The organism is Rheinheimera sp. EpRS3 (assembly GCF_001513785.1).
Classification (GTDB): Bacteria; Pseudomonadota; Gammaproteobacteria; order Enterobacterales; family Alteromonadaceae; genus Alishewanella.
Window position 1 is genome coordinate 1 of record NZ_LNQS01000009.1, and the last position, 20155, is coordinate 20155.

Sequence of the window (20155 nt, forward strand, 5' to 3'; positions counted from 1 at the left end):
GACGATGGTAGTGTAGCATTCGCTATGCGAGAGTAGTTCACCGCCAGGCTCCCAAATAAACAGACCCTTCGTGAAAACGAAGGGTTTTTTTATTTGTATTGCGGTAATTCACCACTGGATGGCCAGCCCCGCAGCCTCCCAATTCAAGCAAAAGGCCTACCCTCACCGGTAGGCTTTTTGCTTTTTATCTCTCAGAACTCTCACTTTGACGAAAGCGTTTAATCCGGCTCTGTTATTCGGTTAGTATCAAATGGCACCTATAACTATAAAATCGGGTACTAAGATGAATCTAAACCATACAACCAGTCGTCTGTGTTTAATCGCTACGCTGTTATTAGCAGCAAACAGTGCCGATGCGGTTGCTACACCACTGCAATATGATGACGTATTTGAATTGGAGTTTGTGTCAGATCCACAGCCGGATGCCAAAGGCGAGCAAATTGTGTTCGTGCGCAACTGGATGGATAAACAAACTGATCGGCGCCGCATGACGTTATGGCTCAGCTCGGCCGATGGTAAAATGCTGCAAGCCTTAACTGACAAAGATATTAATGCCACCTCACCGCGTTGGGCGCCGGACAACAACCGCTTGGCCTACATCGCTAATGGCCAAATTCACATTAAATGGCTCGATAGCGGGCGTACCTCACAATCAGGCCAGTTGCAGCAAAGCCCCGCGAATTTGAGTTGGTCGCCGGATGGCAAATGGCTGGCGTTTAGCATGTTTACCCCTAAACAGGTTAAACCACCGGTAACGTTATCCGGAAAGCCGGAAAAGGCTGAATGGGCTAAAGCGCCGGTTTATATTGATAACAAGCAATACCGCGTTGACGGTGCCGGTTATCTCAAGTCAGGTTATCAACATATTTACATTATGCCTGCTGATGGTGGCTCTGCTATTAAATTAACGGAAGGTGATTTTAATCACAGTAGCACGCTAAGTTGGGCGAACGATAGCAGTGCGCTGTATTTTTCGGCCAACCGGCATGAAAACTGGCAATCACAGCCGGTGAACAGTGAGATCTTTCAGCTGACACTGCAAGATCGTAAGCTGACCCAATTGACTGACCGTAATGGCCCCGATGCACGGCCGGCAATATCTCCCGATGGCAAGCTGATCGCTTATGTGGGTTTTGATGATCGCAAGCTGGCACATCAGGCTAATCGTTTATATGTAATGAACACAGATGGCAGCAACATCCGTAACCTGGCCGAAGACTTGGATCGCTCAGTCAGCGATTTTCAATGGCTACCAAACAGTAAAGCGTTGTATATCTCTTATGACAGCGAAGGCAAAGGCATATTGGCGGAACAAGCTTTATCCGGCAAACGCAGTGTACTGACAGATGACCTGGGTGGCGGCTCTTACAGCCGGCCTTATAGCGGTGGCCAATTTGCCGCGGCCGGCAATGGTCTGATTGCCTATACCCAAATGAATACGCAAAAGCCGGCAGAGTTGGCTGTTATTGCCAAGCGTAAAAAACAAACTGTGACTGATCTGAATGCCGATCTGCTGTTTGCCAACGATATCGGCAAGGTAGAAGAGTTTTGGTATAACTCGTCGGTAGATCAGCGCAAGTTGCAGGGCTGGATTATTTACCCGCCACAGTTTGACGCCAACAAGAAATATCCGTTAATTCTTGAAATACATGGTGGCCCGCACACGGCTTATGGCCCGCATTTCGCTATGGAATTACAGCTAATGGCAGCACAGGGCTATGTGGTGCTGTATACCAACCCGCGTGGCAGTACCAGCTATGGCGAAGATTTTGCTAACCTTATTCACCATAATTACCCCAGCCAGGACTTTAATGATCTGATGGACGGCGTGGATGCGGTAATTGCCAGAGGTTTTATTAACGAAAAAGAGCAGTTTATTACCGGTGGTAGTGGTGGAGGTGTACTAACAGCCTGGACCGTAGGTCACAGCAACCGCTTCGCCGCAGCCGTTGCCGTTAAGCCGGTAATTAACTGGTTTAGCTTTGTATTAAATGCTGATATGTACAGCTATTTCAGCCAATACTGGTTTCCCGGCATGCCGTGGGAAGTACCGGAGCATTATCTGAAATATTCGCCTATCAGTTATGTTGGCAATGTAACCACTCCGACTATGCTGATGACAGGTGAGGCTGATTACCGTACACCAATCTCCGAGACAGAGCAGTTTTATCAGGCATTGCAATTGCGCGGTATTGATACTGCCATGGTGCGGATCCCGGAAGCATCGCATTCCATTTACAGCCGGCCGAGTAATTTAATGGCGAAAACGGCGTACATCATCCATTGGTTTGACAAGTACCGGCAAAAAGGCAGCGATTAAGCTTAAGCCAGCCCGGTAGGCAGACTGCCGGGCTTATGTTAGGCTAAGCAGCTGATTAAGCCCTGAATGCTCGTTTTGTATGCAGTTGAATGTAATAGCACAGCTTTTTGCTTTACCTTTGAGACGGCTTTTGTATAATGGCGCGACCAGCTACAGGGGCATAGTTCCAATTGGTAGAACAGCGGTCTCCAAAACCGATGGTTGGGGGTTCGAATCCCTCTGCCCCTGCCACTTTTCCTTATGACAACACTTTCTTATTCTCAGCAGCAGCTGTTAAAAGTTTTGCAAATCTCGCCGGTGAAATTAACCGACGCTTTTGCTACTCAGCCATTGCTGGCTGCAGTAAGTTCAGCTACCGAAAACCAGTCGCAGTCAGCACAAAGTTTGTCAGATAATATTACCTCTCTAAAGATTGAATCACAGAACGTAGCGCCGGATCTTAGTCAGCTATTAGCGCAGGATATTGCTGCGGCGTTAGCCGATGGCCTGAGCTGGCAAATTGATCCTGACGCTGTGCAAAGTCACATTCAGCAGCAACAGCTGCTGACGCCAGCGTTGGCGACATTGCAACTAGCTGAACAGAAAAAAGCTTTATGGGCGCAGCTAAGTAGTTATGTACAAGGTAGCTATGAACAAAGTTGAGCTGTTAAGCCATGCTGATATCGCCGCGGTTTTGCATCTTGAGCAAGCGGCCAATAGTTATCCGTGGACAGAGGCTGCCTTTGCCAGCTGTTTTGCTGACAGTTACTTCAGCTACAAGTTGCTGGATAACGCCGGTAATATTGTCGGATTTTATATTGCCCAGCTGATTTTAGAGCAACTGGAGCTGTTTAATATTTGCGTTGCGCCAACGCAGCAAGGCAAAGGTTACGGCCATATATTAATGCAGCACTTTTTACAGGAAGGTGCAGCCAGAGGGGCGACCGAAGTCTTTTTAGAAGTACGCAGCAGTAACCTCAGCGCCATCGCTTTGTATCAGCGCTATGGCTTTACGCAAGCGGGCTTGCGCAAAGGCTATTACGTCAGTAGTGCGGGTAAGGAAGACGCTCTGCTGATGAGTTGTATGCTGTAACACAGCAGTGCATTTGCACTCTGTGCCCGCGCCATCCAAGCTGTTATAATCGCGCGCATTATCATTTACTTTTTGGGTTTTATCCCTACACCGTAGCCGGATGCCTGCGGTAACACACTATTGGATATTATGAGCACAGATAACTTTTTAGCCGAAGTAAACAGCCGCCGCACCTTTGCGATAATTTCGCACCCCGATGCCGGTAAAACTACTATTACCGAAAAGGTATTGCTGTTCGGACATCTGATCCAAAAAGCCGGTACCGTTAAAGGTAAAAAATCTGGCCAGTATGCCACGTCCGACTGGATGGAAATGGAAAAAGAGCGCGGTATTTCAGTTACCACCTCTGTCATGCAGTTTCCGTATAACGACTGCCTGGTAAACCTGCTTGATACGCCGGGCCACGAAGACTTCTCGGAAGATACTTACCGTACTTTAACTGCGGTAGATTCCTGCCTGATGGTTATCGACGGCGCTAAGGGTGTTGAAGATCGCACCATTAAACTGATGGAAGTAACCCGCTTACGCGACACGCCCATTATCACCTTTATGAACAAAATGGACCGTGATATCCGTGATCCGGTTGATTTGTTAGATGAAGTAGAAAGCGTACTGAAAATTGCTTGCGCTCCTATTACCTGGCCTATTGCCTCGGGTAAAGAGTTTAAGGGCGTGTATCACATTTTACGTGATGAAATTATTCTGTATAAATCCGGTATGGGCCACACTATTCAGGATGTAGATATTATAAAAGGCCTGAATAACCCTGAGCTGGACAAGCGCATTGGTTATTACGCCCAGCAGTTGCGTGATGAAATGGAACTGGTGCAGGGTGCCAGTAACGAATTTGACCAAGAGCTGTTTTTAAAAGGTGAGTTAACGCCGGTGTTTTTTGGTACTGCTTTGGGTAACTTTGGTGTCGACCATATGCTGGATGGCTTAACGCAGTGGGCGCCGATACCACAATCGCGCGCTACCGATACGCGTACAGTTGAACCCACCGAGGCCGGCTTTAGCGGTTTTGTATTTAAGATTCAGGCCAATATGGACCCGAAACACCGCGACCGTGTGGCGTTTTTGCGCATAGTGTCGGGTAAGTACGAAAAAGGCATGAAGGTGCGCCATGTGCGTATTGGTAAAGATGTGTTGATCCCACAGGCATTAACATTCTTAGCCGGCGATCGCGAGCATTTGGAAGAGGCTTACCCGGGCGACATTATCGGTTTGCATAACCACGGTACTATTAAGATTGGTGATACCTTTACCACCGGTGAAAATATGCAGTTTACCGGTATTCCGAACTTCGCGCCTGAGCTGTTCCGCCGTATTCGCCTTCGTGACCCACTAAAACAAAAGCAGTTGCTAAAAGGCCTGGTGCAATTATCCGAAGAAGGTGCGGTGCAGGTATTCCGGCCGCTGGATAATAACGATCTTATCGTGGGGGCTGTCGGCGTACTGCAGTTTGACGTGGTAGTACACCGGCTTAAATCGGAATACAACGTTGATGCCTTGTACGAGTCGGTTAACGTATCTACCGCGCGCTGGGTGTACAGTGATGACGGCAAAGCGCTGGACGAGTTTAAAAACAAAGCCAGCCAGAATTTAGCGCTGGATGGCGGTGATGCCTTAACCTATATCGCACCTACTATGGTCAACCTGAATCTGTCGATAGAGCGTTACCCGAAAATTAAATTCCACAAAACCCGTGAACACTAACAGGCAGGCCGCATGAACATTAAGCATTTATTAACCGAAAAAACGCAGGCCTCTTTTGTCGCGCTGGGCTTACCTGCCGATACCAATGCCGCTGTTACCATAAGTACCAAGCCGGAGTTTGGTGATTATCAGATTAACGGTGCTATGGCCGCGGCCAAGCTGTTAAAAACCAATCCGCGTCAGTTGGCAGAGCAATTAGTACAACAGCTGGATCTTGCTGATATTGCCGATAAAGCCGAGATCGCCGGTCCGGGTTTTATTAACGTTACGCTGAACAAAACCTGGCTGGCCGCACAATTACAACATGCCGGCACAGACAGCCGTTTGGGCGTGTCGGCAAATACCGCACCGCAAACGGTAGTGGTGGATTACTCGGCACCTAATTTAGCCAAAGAGATGCACGTTGGCCATTTGCGCTCGACTATCATCGGTGACGCCGTAGTGCGCACGCTGGAGTTCTGGGGCGATAAGGTCATTCGCCAGAACCATATGGGCGACTGGGGTACCCAGTTTGGTATGTTGATTGCGCATCTGGAAGACAAACTGGCCGCCGGTATCGACTTAGAGCAGGTGGCATTGGCTGATTTGGAAGACTTTTACCGTGAAGCGAAAAAACGCTTTGACGATGAAGAGGGCTTTGCCGATAAGTCACGTGATTACGTGGTGAAATTACAAAGCGGCGATGCGCATTGCCAAAAGCTGTGGCAGCTGTTTATTGATACCTCAATTAAGCACAGCGATGAAGTGTATCAAAAGCTGAATGTCACTCTTACCCATGCTGATATTAAGCCGGAAAGCGCCTATAACAATATGCTGCAAGGCATCGTTGATGATTTAAAACAGCAGCAGCTGGCAGTGGAAAGCATGGGCGCTCTGGTGGTGTTTTTACAGGAGCTGGCTGATAAAGAGGGCAACCCGTCGCCGTTTATTATCCAAAAAACCGGTGGCGGCTTTTTATACTCCACCACCGACTTAGCCGCCTGCCAGCATCGCAGCCATACTTTGCAGGCCGATCGGGTAATTATTTTTACCGACGCCCGCCAGGCGCTGCATTTTAAACAGGTAGAGCTGGTAGCACGTAAAGCCGGCTATCTGCGGGACGCAACCGCTTATGATCATTGCCCGTTTGGCACCATGATGGGGGAAGATGGCAAGCCATTTAAAACCCGTACCGGCGGTACCGTTAAACTGGCAGAACTGCTGGAAGAAGCAGTAGTACGCGCCAAAGCTGTAGTGCAGGAAAAAGCCACTGATTTAACTGAAGCAGAAATTGCCGAAGTGGCGCGTAAAGTGGGTATTGGCGCGGTAAAATTTGCTGATTTATCGAAAAACCGTACCAGCGACTATATTTTCAGCTGGGATGCAATGCTGAGCTTTGAAGGTGCTACAGCACCTTACCTGCAATATGCTTATACCCGGGTACGCAGCATTTTACGCCGCGCTGAGATTACCGATGGCTTTAGCGCCACATTAAACCTGGTTGAAGAGCAGGAAAAGCAACTGGCGGTTAAATTGCTGCGGTTTGAAGAAACGCTGCAACAGGTAATTAAAGATGCCCAGCCAAACCTGCTGTGTAATTATCTGTATGAACTGGCCAGTTTGTATATGACCTTCTACGAAGCCTGCCCGATGTTAAAAGACGGCATTGAACCGGCCGTGCGTGATAGCCGTTTAATGCTGAGTATTATTACTTCACGGATGCTGAAACAGGGTTTAGACTTGCTGGGTATCGGAGTTATGGAGCGCATGTAAAGATGAAAATCGACGCTATTCGCCGCAGCTATGTGAAAGACAAACTGGATTTGGATAAGCTCAATGCTGATCCGATAGCGCAGTTTGAATTCTGGCTAAAAGATGCCATAGCGGCAGAATTACCAGACCCTACAGCTATGTGTGTGGCCAGCGTCGACGAGCATGACCAGCCGTCACAGCGGCTGGTGCTGTTAAAAGACGTCAGTACTGAAGGTTTTACTTTTTACACTAACCTGGGTAGCCGTAAGGCCACCGAGCTTGCCGGCAACCCTAAGGTATGTCTGCATTTTCCCTGGCACTCGCTGGAGCGCCAGGTGATAGTGTATGGCACCGCCGAGCGAGTATCGAATACGCAGGTAATGAAGTACTTTTTATCCCGGCCCAAAGAAAGCCAACTGGCCGCCTGGGCGTCAGAGCAAAGCCGGCCGGTATCTACCCGCCAGGCACTGATGCAAAAATTTGCAGAGATAAAGCATAAATTTGACCAGGGCGAAGTGCCACTGCCATCATTCTGGGGCGGCTTTTTAGTGCGGCCGCATAAAATTGAATTCTGGCAGGGCGGTGAACACCGGTTGCACGACCGCTTTATGTACAGCAAGTCAGCAGATAACCGCTGGAGTATTGAAAGGTTATGCCCTTAAACGGCGATGTATTTAAGCTGTTTGATACCCATTGCCACCTCGATCTCCCCGAGCTTGCCGCTGCGCAAGCTCTTCACTGGCAACAGGCTCAGCAGGCCAGGGTTGCCGCTTTAGTTATTCCCGCTGTACAGCAATCCGCCTGGCAAAACCTGCTGGATTTACAAAAACAACAGCCCAACTGGCATATAGCGCTGGGTATACATCCGTGGTGGGCGGCTGAGCACTCGTTTGACGCTATAGCCGCACTGGATAAGCTTCTTACAGCACATAGCATTGCTATTGTTGCCGTAGGCGAGATTGGGCTGGATTTTGCGCTGGATGAAACTACTTTTGCTATTCAGCAACAGCTGTTTATAGCGCAATTGGTGCTGGCAAAACAACATAATAAGCCGGTGATCCTGCATCATAGGAAAAGCCAGCCCCAGCTGCTGGCAGAGCTTAAACGCCAGCAGTTTGGCAGCGGCGGTATTTTGCATGCTTTTTCCGGCAGTCAGCAACAGGCAATGGCCTTTGTCGATTTGGGTTTTAAGCTGGGTATCGGCGGCACTATTACCTATGAACGGGCAGAGAAAACCCGTAAAACTGTGCAAAAACTGCCGCTTGAAAGCTTTGTACTGGAAACCGACGCACCGGCCATGCCGCTGGCTGGTTTTCAGGGCGAGATAAATACCCCGGCACAACTGGCGTTAGTGTTTGACACCTTTTGCCAATTAAGGCCGGAGCCACGCGAGCAGGTAGCGGCGACGCTGTGGCAAAACAGCCTTAACGCATTAAGGCTTAGCGCGGCGTAAGCGCAATGACTGACGCGACAAACGTGAGAAACCGCGGCGTAGCATAAAGCCGACTATACCGGCCAGCACCAGCATTGCCATCAACTGTTGCATCATTTGCTGCCATGACAGGCTTATTGGCGTTAAAGACGCATCCAGCCGTAAACTCAGTTTAATGTAGCCTAACAATTGCTGATCTTTAGTAATGGTTTGTACCATCGCCTGTAACTGCTCTGTTTGTGTTGGCCCATATAACAGCCGTGCCGGCGCACTGCCTTGTGACCAGCTCATGCGCACACCATTGGCGTCATACACCACCACATCATGTAAATACTGGCTGGCAGCAATGTGCTGTGTTAGTTGCTCCAGGCCATCAAGTTGATCATTTTCTATTAAATAAGCGGCGGTGTGGGATAACGCTGTCAGCATTTCTTGCATTAACTGACTGTTTTGCTGCTGCAACAAACGCTTACCTTGCTGTTGGGTTAGCACCCAGCTATGCAATAACAGCCAGATACCAATAACAGCAATAGCAATTTGCAACAGCTTAATAGTGCTTGAAGTACTGTCCGGTATTGGGATATCGTTCTGCATATTTTCCATAAAGCGCCAGCTGAGCTAGTCGTTAATGCGCGTAGCATGCCACGGCTGTAGCGCCAAGTATAGGTAATCCAGTGTCGTTTTTTTATCAGATCCCAGTGCAGCAGCAAGCGGTAACATCACCGGTAAAGCAGCTTTCGGTTAATCAATGTTATGGTTATGCCGTTAAAAGGCATGAAGAGATGTTGCTGCTGTACAGCAAGCAAAGTCTGGCGCTGCCGGATGCAGCCGAATTTGCGCTTGGACAGCCAACAAAAGTGGCTGTGCTGCGGCTGTTTGGCGATGCTCTTAACTGGGTTGCACTACATAGCATACTGCAGTTGTATACCACAGATACCGTACTGGGTTGCCATTTATATCAGCCTCATCCCGAACTTAGCCCCGCGCTCGATCTGGCCTTGCCCACCGCACTAACTGCAGCACAGCAACAACAATTAAATTATTTGGCTGTCAGGTTAGATATTGAACTGGTATACCTGCCAACTGCCCCTGTGCTGGCAAAACCCGGTTTGCTGGTAATGGATATGGATTCTACCGCCATACAAATAGAATGCATTGACGAGATAGCCAAACTGGCCGGTGTCGGTGAACAGGTGGCTGCCGTTACTGCGCGGGCGATGAATGGCGAGCTGGACTTTGCCCAAAGCCTGATAGCGCGGGTAGCGGCTTTGCAAGGCGCAGATGAGGATATTTTGCAGCAGGTATTGGCTGGCGTGCCTTTAATGCCGGGGTTAACTGAGTTGGTTAACCATTTAAAAGTGCATCAGTGGCAGGTTGCTATTGCCTCGGGTGGTTTTACCTATTTTACTGAAGCATTAAAGCAGCGGTTAGACTTAACTGCCACTTTTGCCAACGTGCTGGAGATTGCCGACGGTAAGTTAACCGGCAAAGTGCTGGGTGATATTGTAGATGCGAATACCAAGGCGCGGGTGGTTAATGAACTCGCCGCTGAATATGCCATTGCAGCAGGCCAAACTGTTGCTATCGGCGATGGTGCTAATGATATACCTATGCTTAAAGCAGCAGCGCTGGGGGTGGCCTTTCATGCCAAGCCCAAAGTGCAGGCACAAGCTAAAGCGGCTATCCGGCACGGTTCATTATTGCAGCTGTTGTATCTGCTGGATTAAGCATGAAGCATCAGCAAAGTTCGCTTTATCTGGATTTAGACCAATACCAGCTGCACCTACGCCGCTTGTTGCCGATGCAGCAAGGTATAGCACCGGTATTAATGCTGCACGGTGCTATTGAAAACGGCCGTATTTTTTACAGCCAGTCGGGTAAGGGACTGGGTTGTTATCTGGCCGATAACGGCTTTATGGTGTACTGCGCTGATTTTGCCGGCCGTGGTTTATCAAAGCCACATGTGTCAGAAGGTTTTGTCCAAAGCCAGCAGCAAATGATCACCTGCGATATTCCGGCGTTAATTGAACATGTGTACCAGTTACATCAACAAAAAGTTATCCTGATTGCCCACTCGTGGGGCGGTGTAGTTGCCGCTGCCAGCCTTGCGCGTTTTCCGCAGCTTACGGCCAAAGTGGCCGCTAAGGTGTGTTTTGGCAGTAAAAGGGTTATCAGCATACAAAGCCTGGAGCGCAAGCTGAAAATTAACCTGATCTGGAATAAGCTGGCACCCTGGTTGAGTAAAAAGTACGGTTATTTTCCGGCGCGAAAATGGCGCTTAGGTGCTGATGATGAACCGCAGAAGTTTTTGCAGGACACCGTACGCTGGATTGAAGGTGCAGCCTTTACTGATTTAACTGATCAGTTTGATTATGGCCACAGCTGTAAAACAACGCAGTGGCCACCGGTGTGGCACTTTGCCGGCCAAAATGACCGCTTGCTGGGCCATCCGCATGATGTAAAAGCCTTTATTGCTGAAACTGCACCGCAGGCACGGTTTAGTTTACTGGGCCGTGCTACGGGCTATCAGCAGGATTATGACCACATTTCTATGCTGACACACCCCAGCGCAGTGCAGGATCATTTTGCCCAGTTACGTGACTGGTTGCTTAAGCTGGAGTGTTAACTTCTGTTGCTGTTGTACTTTATTGCTAACAGGATTTACCGCAGCACCATAACGCCAGGGCACTTCCTCTGAAATATCAATTACATCTATTACGCCTGCCACACTCCATAACTCTTCTTCCAACTGTTTGGCTTTATGAATGGCGTAGGTGCTTATGTAGTTCATTTCAGCTGCAATATAATCGGTGTCAGGCCTGCCGGTGCGTGATAACGTCAGGCGAAAACAAAACAGGCTACCTTGTTGCAGCGCATCCAGCACAAATTGCTGTTTTTTCTGCTCGGAGCTGAATTCATAATCATAGCGACAGTCTGGTTCAATATTCCCAGCAGTGATATCGGCTGGCAGAGCGATAAAAAGCTCGTAGTTTCTGGCGTTGTCAAAGCGCTTCATCTGTTTTAGCTGTTGCGCAAATTGCAGGCTGGCAGCGTTATTGCGCAGGATCATATTCAAATCAATACCATTATTATGCTGCTGTTGTAAATTCAGCAGCTGATAAAGGCTGTTGCTGTCGCTGGTTTTAGCTACGGTATTAATTTCATAGCGAATACCTTTGCGGTGTAAAAACAGCGCAAAGCTATTTTGAGAGTTCAGGTACATATTGCGTAAGGCATTAGCCAGGCCGGGATATTTAGGGCTTTCTTCTGCCGGTGTCAGTTTGGCACGGTTGCTTTGGATCAATTGCTGAAAAAACAAACGCCCGACGTGAGGCTCATCTGTCTCAGCTGCGCGCAGATTCATAATCGTGTGGCTTTTGCTTACAGCCATGACTTCATACGGCAGTTCACTGAGGCTGTGGCGGTTGCTGATCTTTTGCATATCAGGCAGGCGTAACCGCAGAATATCGCCTTTATTAAACCTTACCGGCAAGGCTGTTTCTAACTGCAAGCCTTTTGATGAAAAATCCCTGCTGTGACCACTTAGTTCGGTCTGGCTTTGTGGATCTTTTACCATTACCGCGGTTTTATACAGATAGCGGGACTCTGAGCGCAGGTTAACATATTGCACCGGTATGGCTTCGCAGGAGGCAATGCCGGGGCGTTTTTTATGACCAAACTGGGCCAGCAGCTTAAGTTGTTGCTGGTTCACTTCATAACTCTGATACCAGAAGGTGCTGTCGGTGCTGCTGATATCAGTCAGGTTAACAATATAACGTAAATCCTGCAGCAGGCCTTTTATCAGCGGTACTTGTGATGCAGGCTTTTTAACCGCGTATTGCTCAGGCACTGTTGCTGGCATTTCGGCCATAGTTGCAGCTGTGCGCAGCAAGTTGCAGTGCAATACCCGCCAACTGGGTTTGCTGGCACCAAAGCCAAGAAATAACTCTTTTAGCTGCTCAGAAGCCGCCAGCTCTTCACTGGTTGCAGAATAGAAAAACAATTTCCCTTTCGCCGCATGGGTAAAGCAGTACAGAATTGTTGATTTTTCGTCACTACTTTGCTGCAGCAGCTGCTTCAGCCGTTTTACTGATAGCAGACTGTCAAAAATAGCCTGATGTTGCTCATCCAGAAAATAATGCCAGATAGCCCGGTTGTATTCAGTTGTCAGGGCAAACATCGGCATGGGTTGGCCGTCTTTTACTGCAATAAATACTGGCAGGCTGCTAAGGCGCGGCAGATAAAACTGCTCATAGCCTTTGGTACGCATGCTATGGCATACGCTGTCGAGGTTTACTTTATAGCGGCGTTTGTTGCCGGTGATAAACTTCTGCAAAAAGTCAGCAAACTGCTGCTCATTGTCATTTTGCAAGCGTTGCAGGCGCAAATAGTGGTTCTGGCCCTGTGACTCAGTATCAACCACTTTATAGATTACACCGTCTGACAGGCCGAGCATAAACTCCTGCTCCAGGCCGGTAAAATAGAGTTTTAGTTCGGCACCGACATTAGCCTTTACCGGTTTGGTTAATTTGACCTTGCAGCCGGATACCGATAAGTCTGAGGTGCTGGCCGTCATACGCTGTTTATTCAGCTCTATTTCCACTTCAATGGCATAATTCATCCGCTCATCGCGGCGTGTGGTATAGCTGCCAAAGGAAATTATATCGGCCACTTGAGGTGGCAAATTGTCCTCTTCGTCATGATTTTTAATACTTGACGACTGCTGCAGAGCATTTTTTACCCGCTCTTCGGTTTCTTTACGGTGCATTACACGAAAGTTGTTTTCGGTATTACGCACTTCTTCATACAAACCAAGTGTGTAACCGCCATATTGTTTCAGGCCGTTTTCAAACACCTTAATGGCGTTATTATCCATATAGTGAGTTTTGCCTTTATATTCATAAGGTTTAACATCACCATCCACATGGCCACGTAAATCAATAAAGTAATTACAGGGCTGAGCCATGCGTTTCAGTTCCATTTTTAACAGGAACTGTTTGGATTTAGGAATATCGGACGTTAATAAACCGAACACCTGATCAAAGTCAGCTGAGTTCAGTAAGCTTTTCATACGGTCAATAACGCCGACGTATTCCTGTAAATCTTCTGCTGTCATAATTCAGTCAGGTTAAATGCCATAATACCGGCACCTTGGGGTTATAATCTGTAGTACGCTACGTTGTTACAAATTGAAAAGCAATATCCATGCCTTTCATTTAGCTTGAGAAAATAAATTATGGCAAAAGTAAAAACCGCTTACGTCTGCAGTGACTGCGGCGCTGACTTTGTGCGCTGGCAAGGCCAGTGTACGGAATGTGGAGCCTGGAATACCGTTAGTGAAGTACGTTTAGGTACCGCCAGCAGTAAAAATACCCGTTTTGAAGGTTATGCCGGTGCCGCGGTGGCAAAAGTGGTACGGCTGGATGAAGTAGACTTACAGGACGTGCCGCGCTTTAGCAGTGGCTTTGCTGAGTTTGACCGTGTACTGGGCGGCGGCATAGTACCTGGCTCGGCTATTTTGATTGGTGGCCATCCCGGCGCAGGTAAAAGTACCTTATTACTGCAAATTATGTGTGGCCTGGCACAACAGGGCGGTGCACTTTATGTAACAGGTGAAGAGTCATTGCAACAGGTAGCCATGCGGGCGCAGCGTTTGGGTTTGCCAACCAATGCATTGAAAATGCTGGCCGAAACTAATGTGGAAACCATTTGCCTGCTGGCGCAGCAGGAAAAACCGCGCATTATGGTTATTGACTCGATTCAGGTAATGCATCTGGCCGATATTCAGTCGGCACCTGGCAGTGTGTCACAGGTGCGTGAAAGTGCGGCCTTTTTAACCCGTTTTGCCAAGCAGTACCATATCGCCATTATTATGGTTGGCCATGTTACTAAAGACGGCTCGCTGGCCGGCCCTAAAGTGCTGGAGCACTGCATTGATTGCTCGGTGATGCTCGATGGTGACAGTGATAACCGTTACCGCACCATGCGTGGCAATAAAAACCGCTTTGGCCCGGTAAATGAGCTTGGCGTATTTGCTATGACAGGCCAGGGCATGAAAGAGGTAAAAAACCCGTCAGCTATATTTTTAACCCGTGGCAAGGAAGACCAATCCGGTAGTATTGTTATGGTACTGTGGGAAGGCACGCGGCCGCTGCTGGTAGAAATACAAGGGCTGGTAGATTATTCACCATTGAACAACCCACGCCGGGTAACACTGGGGATGGAGCAAAACCGGATATCGATGCTACTGGCTGTTATGCACCGCCACGCAGGCATACAAATGGCTGATCAGGATGTGTTTGTCAACGTGGTAGGCGGCGTTAAGGTAAACGAAACCAGCGCCGATTTAGCCACACTGCTGGCGTTGGTGTCGAGTTTTCGTGATAAGCCATTGCCAAACGATTTAGTAGTGTTTGGTGAGGTAGGGCTGGCAGGTGAAATAAGACCGGTGCCAAGTGGCCAGGAACGGTTACGTGAGGCCGCCAAACATGGTTTTAAGCGGGCTATTGTACCGCAGGCAAATTGCCCGAAAGAGCCTATTGCTGGTATGGAAGTAATAGGGGTTAGTAAACTGGCTGAAGCATTAGAGGCTATTTAGCGCTAATAAAAAGCCCCGCTTTGGCGGGGCTGTCTGGTTTAAAACTTGGTGTTTTGCGGGAAGTTAAGCTTTAACACCTGGTAGGTGTCTTCTTTTAGCTTGCTCAGCCCCAGTTTGTCGTAGCTTTCTACCATAACTTCAAGCGCCTGCTCAACTAATGGCGAGTCGCGGTAAAACTCAACAATATATTTGCCGCGGTTAGCTGCAGCCAGATAAGCACCACGGCGCATATAGTAATCCGCCACCAGCAGTTCATGCCGGGCCAGCGCATCTTTAATGCTTAACATGCGTTTTTTCGCTTCAGCAGCGTACTTGCTGTCAGGAAAGCTGCTGACCAGTAATTTAAAATCATCAAACGCCTGGCGGGTGCTGGCCAAATCACGGTCTGCACGGTCAATACCCAACATATTATGCAGCGCATTTTCGTCGGCTTTCGTATTGCTTAGGCCTCGCATGTAATATACGTAGTCCAGCTCAGGATGGTTCGGGTTCAGGCGGATAAAACGGTCAATGCCGGCCAGTGCTTTTTGTACATCGCCAGCCTGATAATGAGCATAGATCAAATCCAGCTGTACCTGTCTGGCCAAAGGCCCGAACGGGTAACGGCTTTCTACGGCCATTAACAGCTCAATAGCGCGGTTGTACAAGCCGTTATCTAATACTTCTTTGGCTTGCTGATACATGGTTTGCGCGGTTTGTGTATTACTGGTATCCGCTTCCTTCGGTTTACCGGCACAAGCCGTAAGGGTTAATGCCAGTAAAGAAATCAGTAAAAAATTCGCTTTCATTTAAAAATCCGTTACTACTTGAGCTAAATGGCTGTCTAGTCTGACGTAAAATCGCTAAAATACACACTATTGCGATTCTACCCCAGACCTGCCGGGGTTGCACACAGGATAACTGCTTCCGTTATGACAAAACAGCTAAAACTTTCAGAAATTGTACCAGAGCATCTTTTCGGTAAACGCTTAGATCAGGTTCTGGCCGAAATGTTCCCTGATTATTCACGATCCAGAATAAAAGAGTGGATCCTGGCGGATGCAGTTAAGGTTAATGGTACCATGCAAAACCGGCCAAGGGAGAAACTCCTCGGCGGTGAGCAAATTGATATTCTGGCTGAGCTGCCTGAAGATCAGCGTTTTGAAGCCGAAGCCATAGAGTTAAATATCGTCTATGAGGACGAGCATATCCTGGTGATCAATAAGCCCGCCGGGTTGGTTGTGCACCCTGGCGCCGGCAATGCCGATGGCACTTTGCTGAATGCTTTATTACACCACTGTCCGGGGATAGGTGAAGTGCCAAGGGCTGGTATTATTCACCGTTTGGATAAAGACACGACCGGTTTAATGGTGGTAGCAAAAACCATCCCGGCGCAAACTCATTTGGTAGAGGCGATGCAGGCGCGGGAAATTACCCGTGAATACGAAGCCGTATGCCATGGCGCCATGACCGGTGGCGGTACTATTGACGAACCGATAGGCCGTCACCCAACCAAACGCACCCATATGGCGGTAAGCCAGTCAGGTAAGCCAGCAACCACTCATTTTCGCGTAATGGAAAAATACCGGGCTCACACCCGTTTGCGTTTGCGGCTTGAAACCGGCCGCACGCATCAAATTCGTGTGCATATGACTTATGTTAACCATCCGCTGGTAGGCGATCCTGTGTATGCCGGCCGGCCGCGGCCACCGCGTAAGGCGGATGAGCAATTACTGACTATTCTGCGTAACTTTAGGCGCCAGGCCTTACATGCCGCCATGTTGCGTTTAGCTCATCCAATTACGCTGGAGATTCTGGAATGGCATGCGCCTATTCCGGATGACATGGTGCAGCTAACTGCAGCGCTACGGGCCGATACGGCAGAACATGGCCTGGATTATGTCTGACAACCCGCTGTTACTGCCTGACTGGCCAGCCCCGGCCAATGTGCGGGCAGTATGCAGCACCCGTAACGGCGGTTGCTCAACCGGCGTGTATGCCAGTTTAAATCTTGGCAATCATGTGGCAGATAATGCTGAGCTAGTTGCTGAAAACCGGCGTCTTTACCAACGGCTGGCTCAGATGCCGGCAGCGCCGGTCTGGTTAAATCAGGTGCATGGCACTGCTGTGTCTGTACTGACAAAGGCGTCTATTGCGGATACCGCCGATGCAAGCGTAACCTGCAAGCCCGGTGTTGTGGCCACCGTAATGACAGCAGATTGCCTGCCGTTGTTATTGTGTGATAAAGCCGGTACTCAGGTGGCGGCAGTGCATGCTGGCTGGCGCGGTTTGTGTGACGGCGTGATAGAAGCCACACTGGCGCACTTTGCCAAACCTGCTGAAGTACTGGTATATCTTGGCCCGGCTATCAGCCAAAGTGCATTTGAAGTGGGGCCTGAGGTACGTGCCGCTTTTATTAACCACAGTGCACAGGCGGAGCTGGCCTTTATCAGCGGCCACAGTAATAAGTGGCAGGCGGATTTATATCTGCTGGCAAAACAGCGCCTGCAAGCCTGTGGGGTGCAACATATTTATGGTGGCCAGTACTGCACTTATCAGCAAAATGAGTTGTTTTTTTCCTACCGGCGTGATGGCCAAACCGGGCGCATGGCCAGTTCAATCTGGTTAGCCTGATCTAAGTCAAATTTTTGACGTTTTTCTGCTTGAATTTGCAGCAACAACGCCCAATCTTATAACGCAACAGTGTTGTGCTTGTAGGAGCCAGAAATGCGTCTTGAAAAATTTACCAGTAAGTTCCAGGAAGCGATAGCCGATGCGCAGTCGCTGGCGCTTGGCCGCGATCAGCAGTTTATCGAGCCGGTGCACCTGATGTTTGCCCTGTTAAATCAGGAAGGCGGCACAGTGCGTGAGCTGTTAAACAAACTGGCGATTAATTTTAATGAATTGCGATCTAAGGTTAGTCAGTCGATAGACAAGTTACCGCGGGTTGAAGGCGAGGGCGCTAACCTGCAGCTATCGTCTGCCACTGCACAGTTGCTGCAGCAGTGCGATAAGCTGGCACAAAAACGCAAAGATCAGTTTATTTCCAGCGAGCTGTTCGTGTTAGCGGCGACGGAAGATAAATCTGATCTGGGTAAAATTTTACGCTTAATCGGCGTAAGCAAAGAAAATGTAGAAACGGCCATTACTCAAATGCGCGGCGGCCAGAAAGTCGACGATGTGAATGCCGAAGATACCCGCCAGGCATTAACTAAATACACGGTAGATTTAACCGCCCGGGCCGAGGCAGGTAAACTAGACCCGGTAATAGGCCGGGATGAAGAAATTCGTCGCTGCATTCAGGTATTACAGCGGCGCACTAAAAATAACCCGGTCTTAATTGGCGAGCCTGGCGTAGGTAAAACCGCTATCGTTGAAGGGTTAGCGCTGCGTATTATCAATAAAGAAGTGCCTGAAGGCTTAAAAAATAAGCGGGTGCTGTCGCTGGATATGGGGTCTTTATTAGCTGGCGCCAAATACCGTGGTGAGTTTGAAGAGCGGCTAAAAGCGGTGCTGAATGAGCTGGCTAAAGAAGAAGGCCAGGTGATTCTGTTTATTGATGAAATTCATACTATGGTTGGCGCCGGTAAGGCAGAAGGTGCGATGGATGCCGGTAATATGTTAAAACCGGCACTGGCGCGCGGCGAGCTGCACTGCTTGGGCGCTACCACTTTGGATGAATATCGCAAGTACATCGAAAAAGATGCGGCACTGGAGCGGCGTTTTCAAAAAGTGTTAGTAGAAGAGCCGTCGGTGGAAGACACCATAGCTATTTTACGGGGCTTAAAAGAACGTTATGAAATTCACCACGCGGTGGAAATTACCGACCCGGCGATAGTGGCGGCGGCTACCTTGTCACACCGTTATGTGTCAGACCGGCAATTACCGGATAAAGCTATCGACTTAATTGACGAAGCGGCATCCAGCATCCGTATGCAAATGGACTCTAAACCAGAAGAGCTGGACCGGCTGGAGCGGCGTATTATTCAGTTAAAACTGGAAGACAATGCGCTGGCAAAAGAGTCTGACGAAGGCAGTAAAAAACGCCGGGATGCAATTCAGGAGCAAATTGTCGAACTTGATGCCCACTACAACGAGCTGGATGAAGTGTGGGAGTCAGAAAAAGCTGCACTGCAAGGTACGCAAAATATTAAAACCGAGCTGGAACAAGCCCGGTTAGATTTAGAAGTTGCCCGCCGCGCCAGTGATTTACAGCGTATGTCTGAGTTGCAATACGGCCGCATTCCTGAGCTGGAGAAAAAGCTCGATTTAGCCTCTCAGGCCGAAATGCACGAAAACACCCTGCTACGTAACAAAGTTACCGAGCAGGAAATTGCAGATGTCTTGTCTAAAGCCACCGGCATACCGGTTAATAAAATGCTCGAAGGCGAGCGTGACAAGCTGCTGCGTATGGAGCAAGCGCTGCACGAGAAAGTTATCGGCCAGGATGAAGCGGTAACAGCGGTATCGCATGCTATCCGCCGTTCGCGGGCTGGCTTGGCTGATCCGAATAAACCGATAGGTTCTTTCCTGTTTTTAGGCCCTACCGGCGTGGGTAAAACCGAGCTGACCAAATCGTTGGCCAATTTTTTGTTCGACAGCCCTGATGCGATGGTGCGTATAGACATGTCAGAGTTTATGGAAAAACATGCCGTATCACGTTTAGTTGGCGCACCGCCGGGCTATGTCGGCTATGAAGAAGGCGGCTATTTAACCGAGGCAGTGCGGCGTAAACCCTATTCGGTAGTGCTGCTGGACGAGGTAGAAAAAGCCCATCCGGATGTGTTTAATATTTTGCTGCAGGTGCTGGATGATGGTCGGTTAACCGACAGCCAGGGCCGTACGGTCGATTTTAAAAACACCGTTATTATTATGACATCGAACCTGGGCTCGGATCTTATTCAGGAGCACTATCGTGAATACAGTTACGGTCAGATGAAAGATATGTTGATGGGTGTGCTCAGTAAGCAGTTTCGGCCGGAGTTTTTAAACCGGCTTGATGAGACAGTAGTGTTTCACCCGCTGGATAGTGTGCAAATTCGCAGTATTGCCAAAATACAGCTGGCGAGGCTGGAGCAAAGACTGGCCGAGCGGCAGTATCGCTTCAGTATTACTGAAGCTGCGCTGGATAAACTGGCAGAAGTCGGCTTTGACCCGTTATATGGCGCCAGGCCGCTGAAGCGGGCTATTCAGCAGCATCTGGAAAACCCGCTGGCGCAAGCGTTATTACAAGGCGACGTAGCGCCTGGCAGTACCATATTGCTGGACCATAACGGTTCGCAATTTATTGTTAGCAGTAAGGTTTAA

General features: G+C 49.0%; 16 protein-coding genes and 1 tRNA gene. 14 read left to right on the forward strand and 3 right to left on the reverse strand.

Translation table 11 applies throughout. From position 1 onward, the window contains the following. Positions 1 to 283 precede the first annotated feature (283 nt). From AR688_RS12490 to AR688_RS12525, 8 genes are all read left to right on the forward strand, one after another. Entirely contained in the window at positions 284 to 2320 is a 2037-nt protein-coding gene (locus tag AR688_RS12490; RefSeq protein ID WP_068234207.1) for a S9 family peptidase, read from the forward strand. Positions 2321 to 2474: 154 nt separating this feature from the next. Continuing rightward, positions 2475 to 2551: transfer RNA gene (locus AR688_RS12495), tRNA-Trp, on the forward strand. A 9-nt stretch (positions 2552 to 2560) separates the two neighbouring features. Beyond that, positions 2561 to 2962 (forward strand): hypothetical protein, encoded by a 402-nt coding sequence (locus AR688_RS12500; RefSeq protein ID WP_068234208.1) that lies wholly within the window; start codon positions 2561 to 2563, stop codon positions 2960 to 2962. Beyond that, positions 2949 to 3392, forward strand: coding sequence for a ribosomal protein S18-alanine N-acetyltransferase (gene rimI, locus AR688_RS12505; protein ID WP_068234209.1), 444 nt, complete (start codon positions 2949 to 2951; stop codon positions 3390 to 3392). Before AR688_RS12500 ends, rimI begins: the two co-directional genes overlap by 14 nt. A gap of 129 nt (positions 3393 to 3521) precedes the next feature. Next, a complete protein-coding gene (gene prfC / locus AR688_RS12510) occupies positions 3522 to 5108 on the forward strand; it encodes a peptide chain release factor 3 (protein ID WP_068234218.1) in 1587 nt (528 codons plus the stop codon). A 12-nt stretch (positions 5109 to 5120) separates the two neighbouring features. Then, positions 5121 to 6860 carry an arginine--tRNA ligase gene (gene argS / locus AR688_RS12515; RefSeq protein ID WP_068234221.1) on the forward strand — a complete coding sequence of 580 codons (1740 nt, stop codon included), beginning with the start codon at positions 5121 to 5123 and terminating at the stop codon, positions 6858 to 6860. 2 nt (positions 6861 to 6862) lie between these two features. After that, complete coding sequence (gene pdxH, locus AR688_RS12520) at positions 6863 to 7501, forward strand: pyridoxamine 5'-phosphate oxidase (RefSeq protein WP_068234224.1); 639 nt, start codon at positions 6863 to 6865, stop codon at positions 7499 to 7501. After that, entirely contained in the window at positions 7492 to 8292 is an 801-nt protein-coding gene (locus AR688_RS12525; protein WP_068234227.1) for a TatD family hydrolase, read from the forward strand. The genes pdxH and AR688_RS12525 overlap by 10 nt, the downstream gene beginning before the upstream one ends. On the opposite strand, the gene AR688_RS12530 is transcribed toward AR688_RS12525, so the two are convergent. Continuing rightward, the gene (locus AR688_RS12530) at positions 8272 to 8874 is read right to left on the reverse strand and encodes an AhpA/YtjB family protein (protein WP_092795545.1); all 603 of its coding nucleotides are present in this window, start codon (positions 8872 to 8874) and stop codon (positions 8272 to 8274) included. The two genes, AR688_RS12525 and AR688_RS12530, sit on opposite strands and share 21 nt — an antisense overlap. Positions 8875 to 8945: 71 nt before the next feature. Between AR688_RS12530 and serB the strand changes: the two genes are divergently transcribed. Beyond that, positions 8946 to 9998, forward strand: a complete 1053-nt coding sequence (gene serB, locus AR688_RS20655; protein ID WP_068234230.1) for a phosphoserine phosphatase SerB — start codon at positions 8946 to 8948, stop codon at positions 9996 to 9998. A gap of 2 nt (positions 9999 to 10000) precedes the next feature. Next, complete coding sequence (locus AR688_RS12540; RefSeq protein ID WP_068234233.1) at positions 10001 to 10897, forward strand: alpha/beta fold hydrolase; 897 nt, start codon at positions 10001 to 10003, stop codon at positions 10895 to 10897. Here AR688_RS12540 and AR688_RS12545 read toward each other — a convergent pair. Beyond that, a complete protein-coding gene (locus AR688_RS12545; RefSeq protein WP_068234236.1) occupies positions 10865 to 13387 on the reverse strand; it encodes a PilZ domain-containing protein in 2523 nt (840 codons plus the stop codon). The genes AR688_RS12540 and AR688_RS12545 overlap by 33 nt on opposite strands. A 120-nt stretch (positions 13388 to 13507) precedes the next feature. Between AR688_RS12545 and radA the strand changes: the two genes are divergently transcribed. Then, positions 13508 to 14869: a DNA repair protein RadA gene (gene radA, locus AR688_RS12550; protein WP_068234245.1), complete on the forward strand. Its 1362-nt coding sequence runs from the start codon at positions 13508 to 13510 to the stop codon at positions 14867 to 14869. Positions 14870 to 14907: 38 nt separating this feature from the next. Here radA and AR688_RS12555 read toward each other — a convergent pair whose 3' ends face one another. Next, complete coding sequence (locus AR688_RS12555) at positions 14908 to 15657, reverse strand: outer membrane protein assembly factor BamD (RefSeq protein ID WP_068234248.1); 750 nt, start codon at positions 15655 to 15657, stop codon at positions 14908 to 14910. Between the two features lie 123 nt (positions 15658 to 15780). Between AR688_RS12555 and rluD the strand changes: the two genes are divergently transcribed. From rluD to clpB, 3 genes are all read left to right on the forward strand, one after another. Then, complete coding sequence (rluD, locus tag AR688_RS12560) at positions 15781 to 16755, forward strand: 23S rRNA pseudouridine(1911/1915/1917) synthase RluD (protein WP_068234251.1); 975 nt, start codon at positions 15781 to 15783, stop codon at positions 16753 to 16755. Beyond that, positions 16736 to 17482, forward strand: coding sequence for a peptidoglycan editing factor PgeF (pgeF, locus tag AR688_RS12565; protein WP_231732060.1), 747 nt, complete (start codon positions 16736 to 16738; stop codon positions 17480 to 17482). Before rluD ends, pgeF begins: the two co-directional genes overlap by 20 nt. Before the next feature lie 93 nt (positions 17483 to 17575). After that, the gene (gene clpB / locus AR688_RS12570) at positions 17576 to 20155 is read left to right on the forward strand and encodes an ATP-dependent chaperone ClpB (protein WP_068234254.1); all 2580 of its coding nucleotides are present in this window, start codon (positions 17576 to 17578) and stop codon (positions 20153 to 20155) included.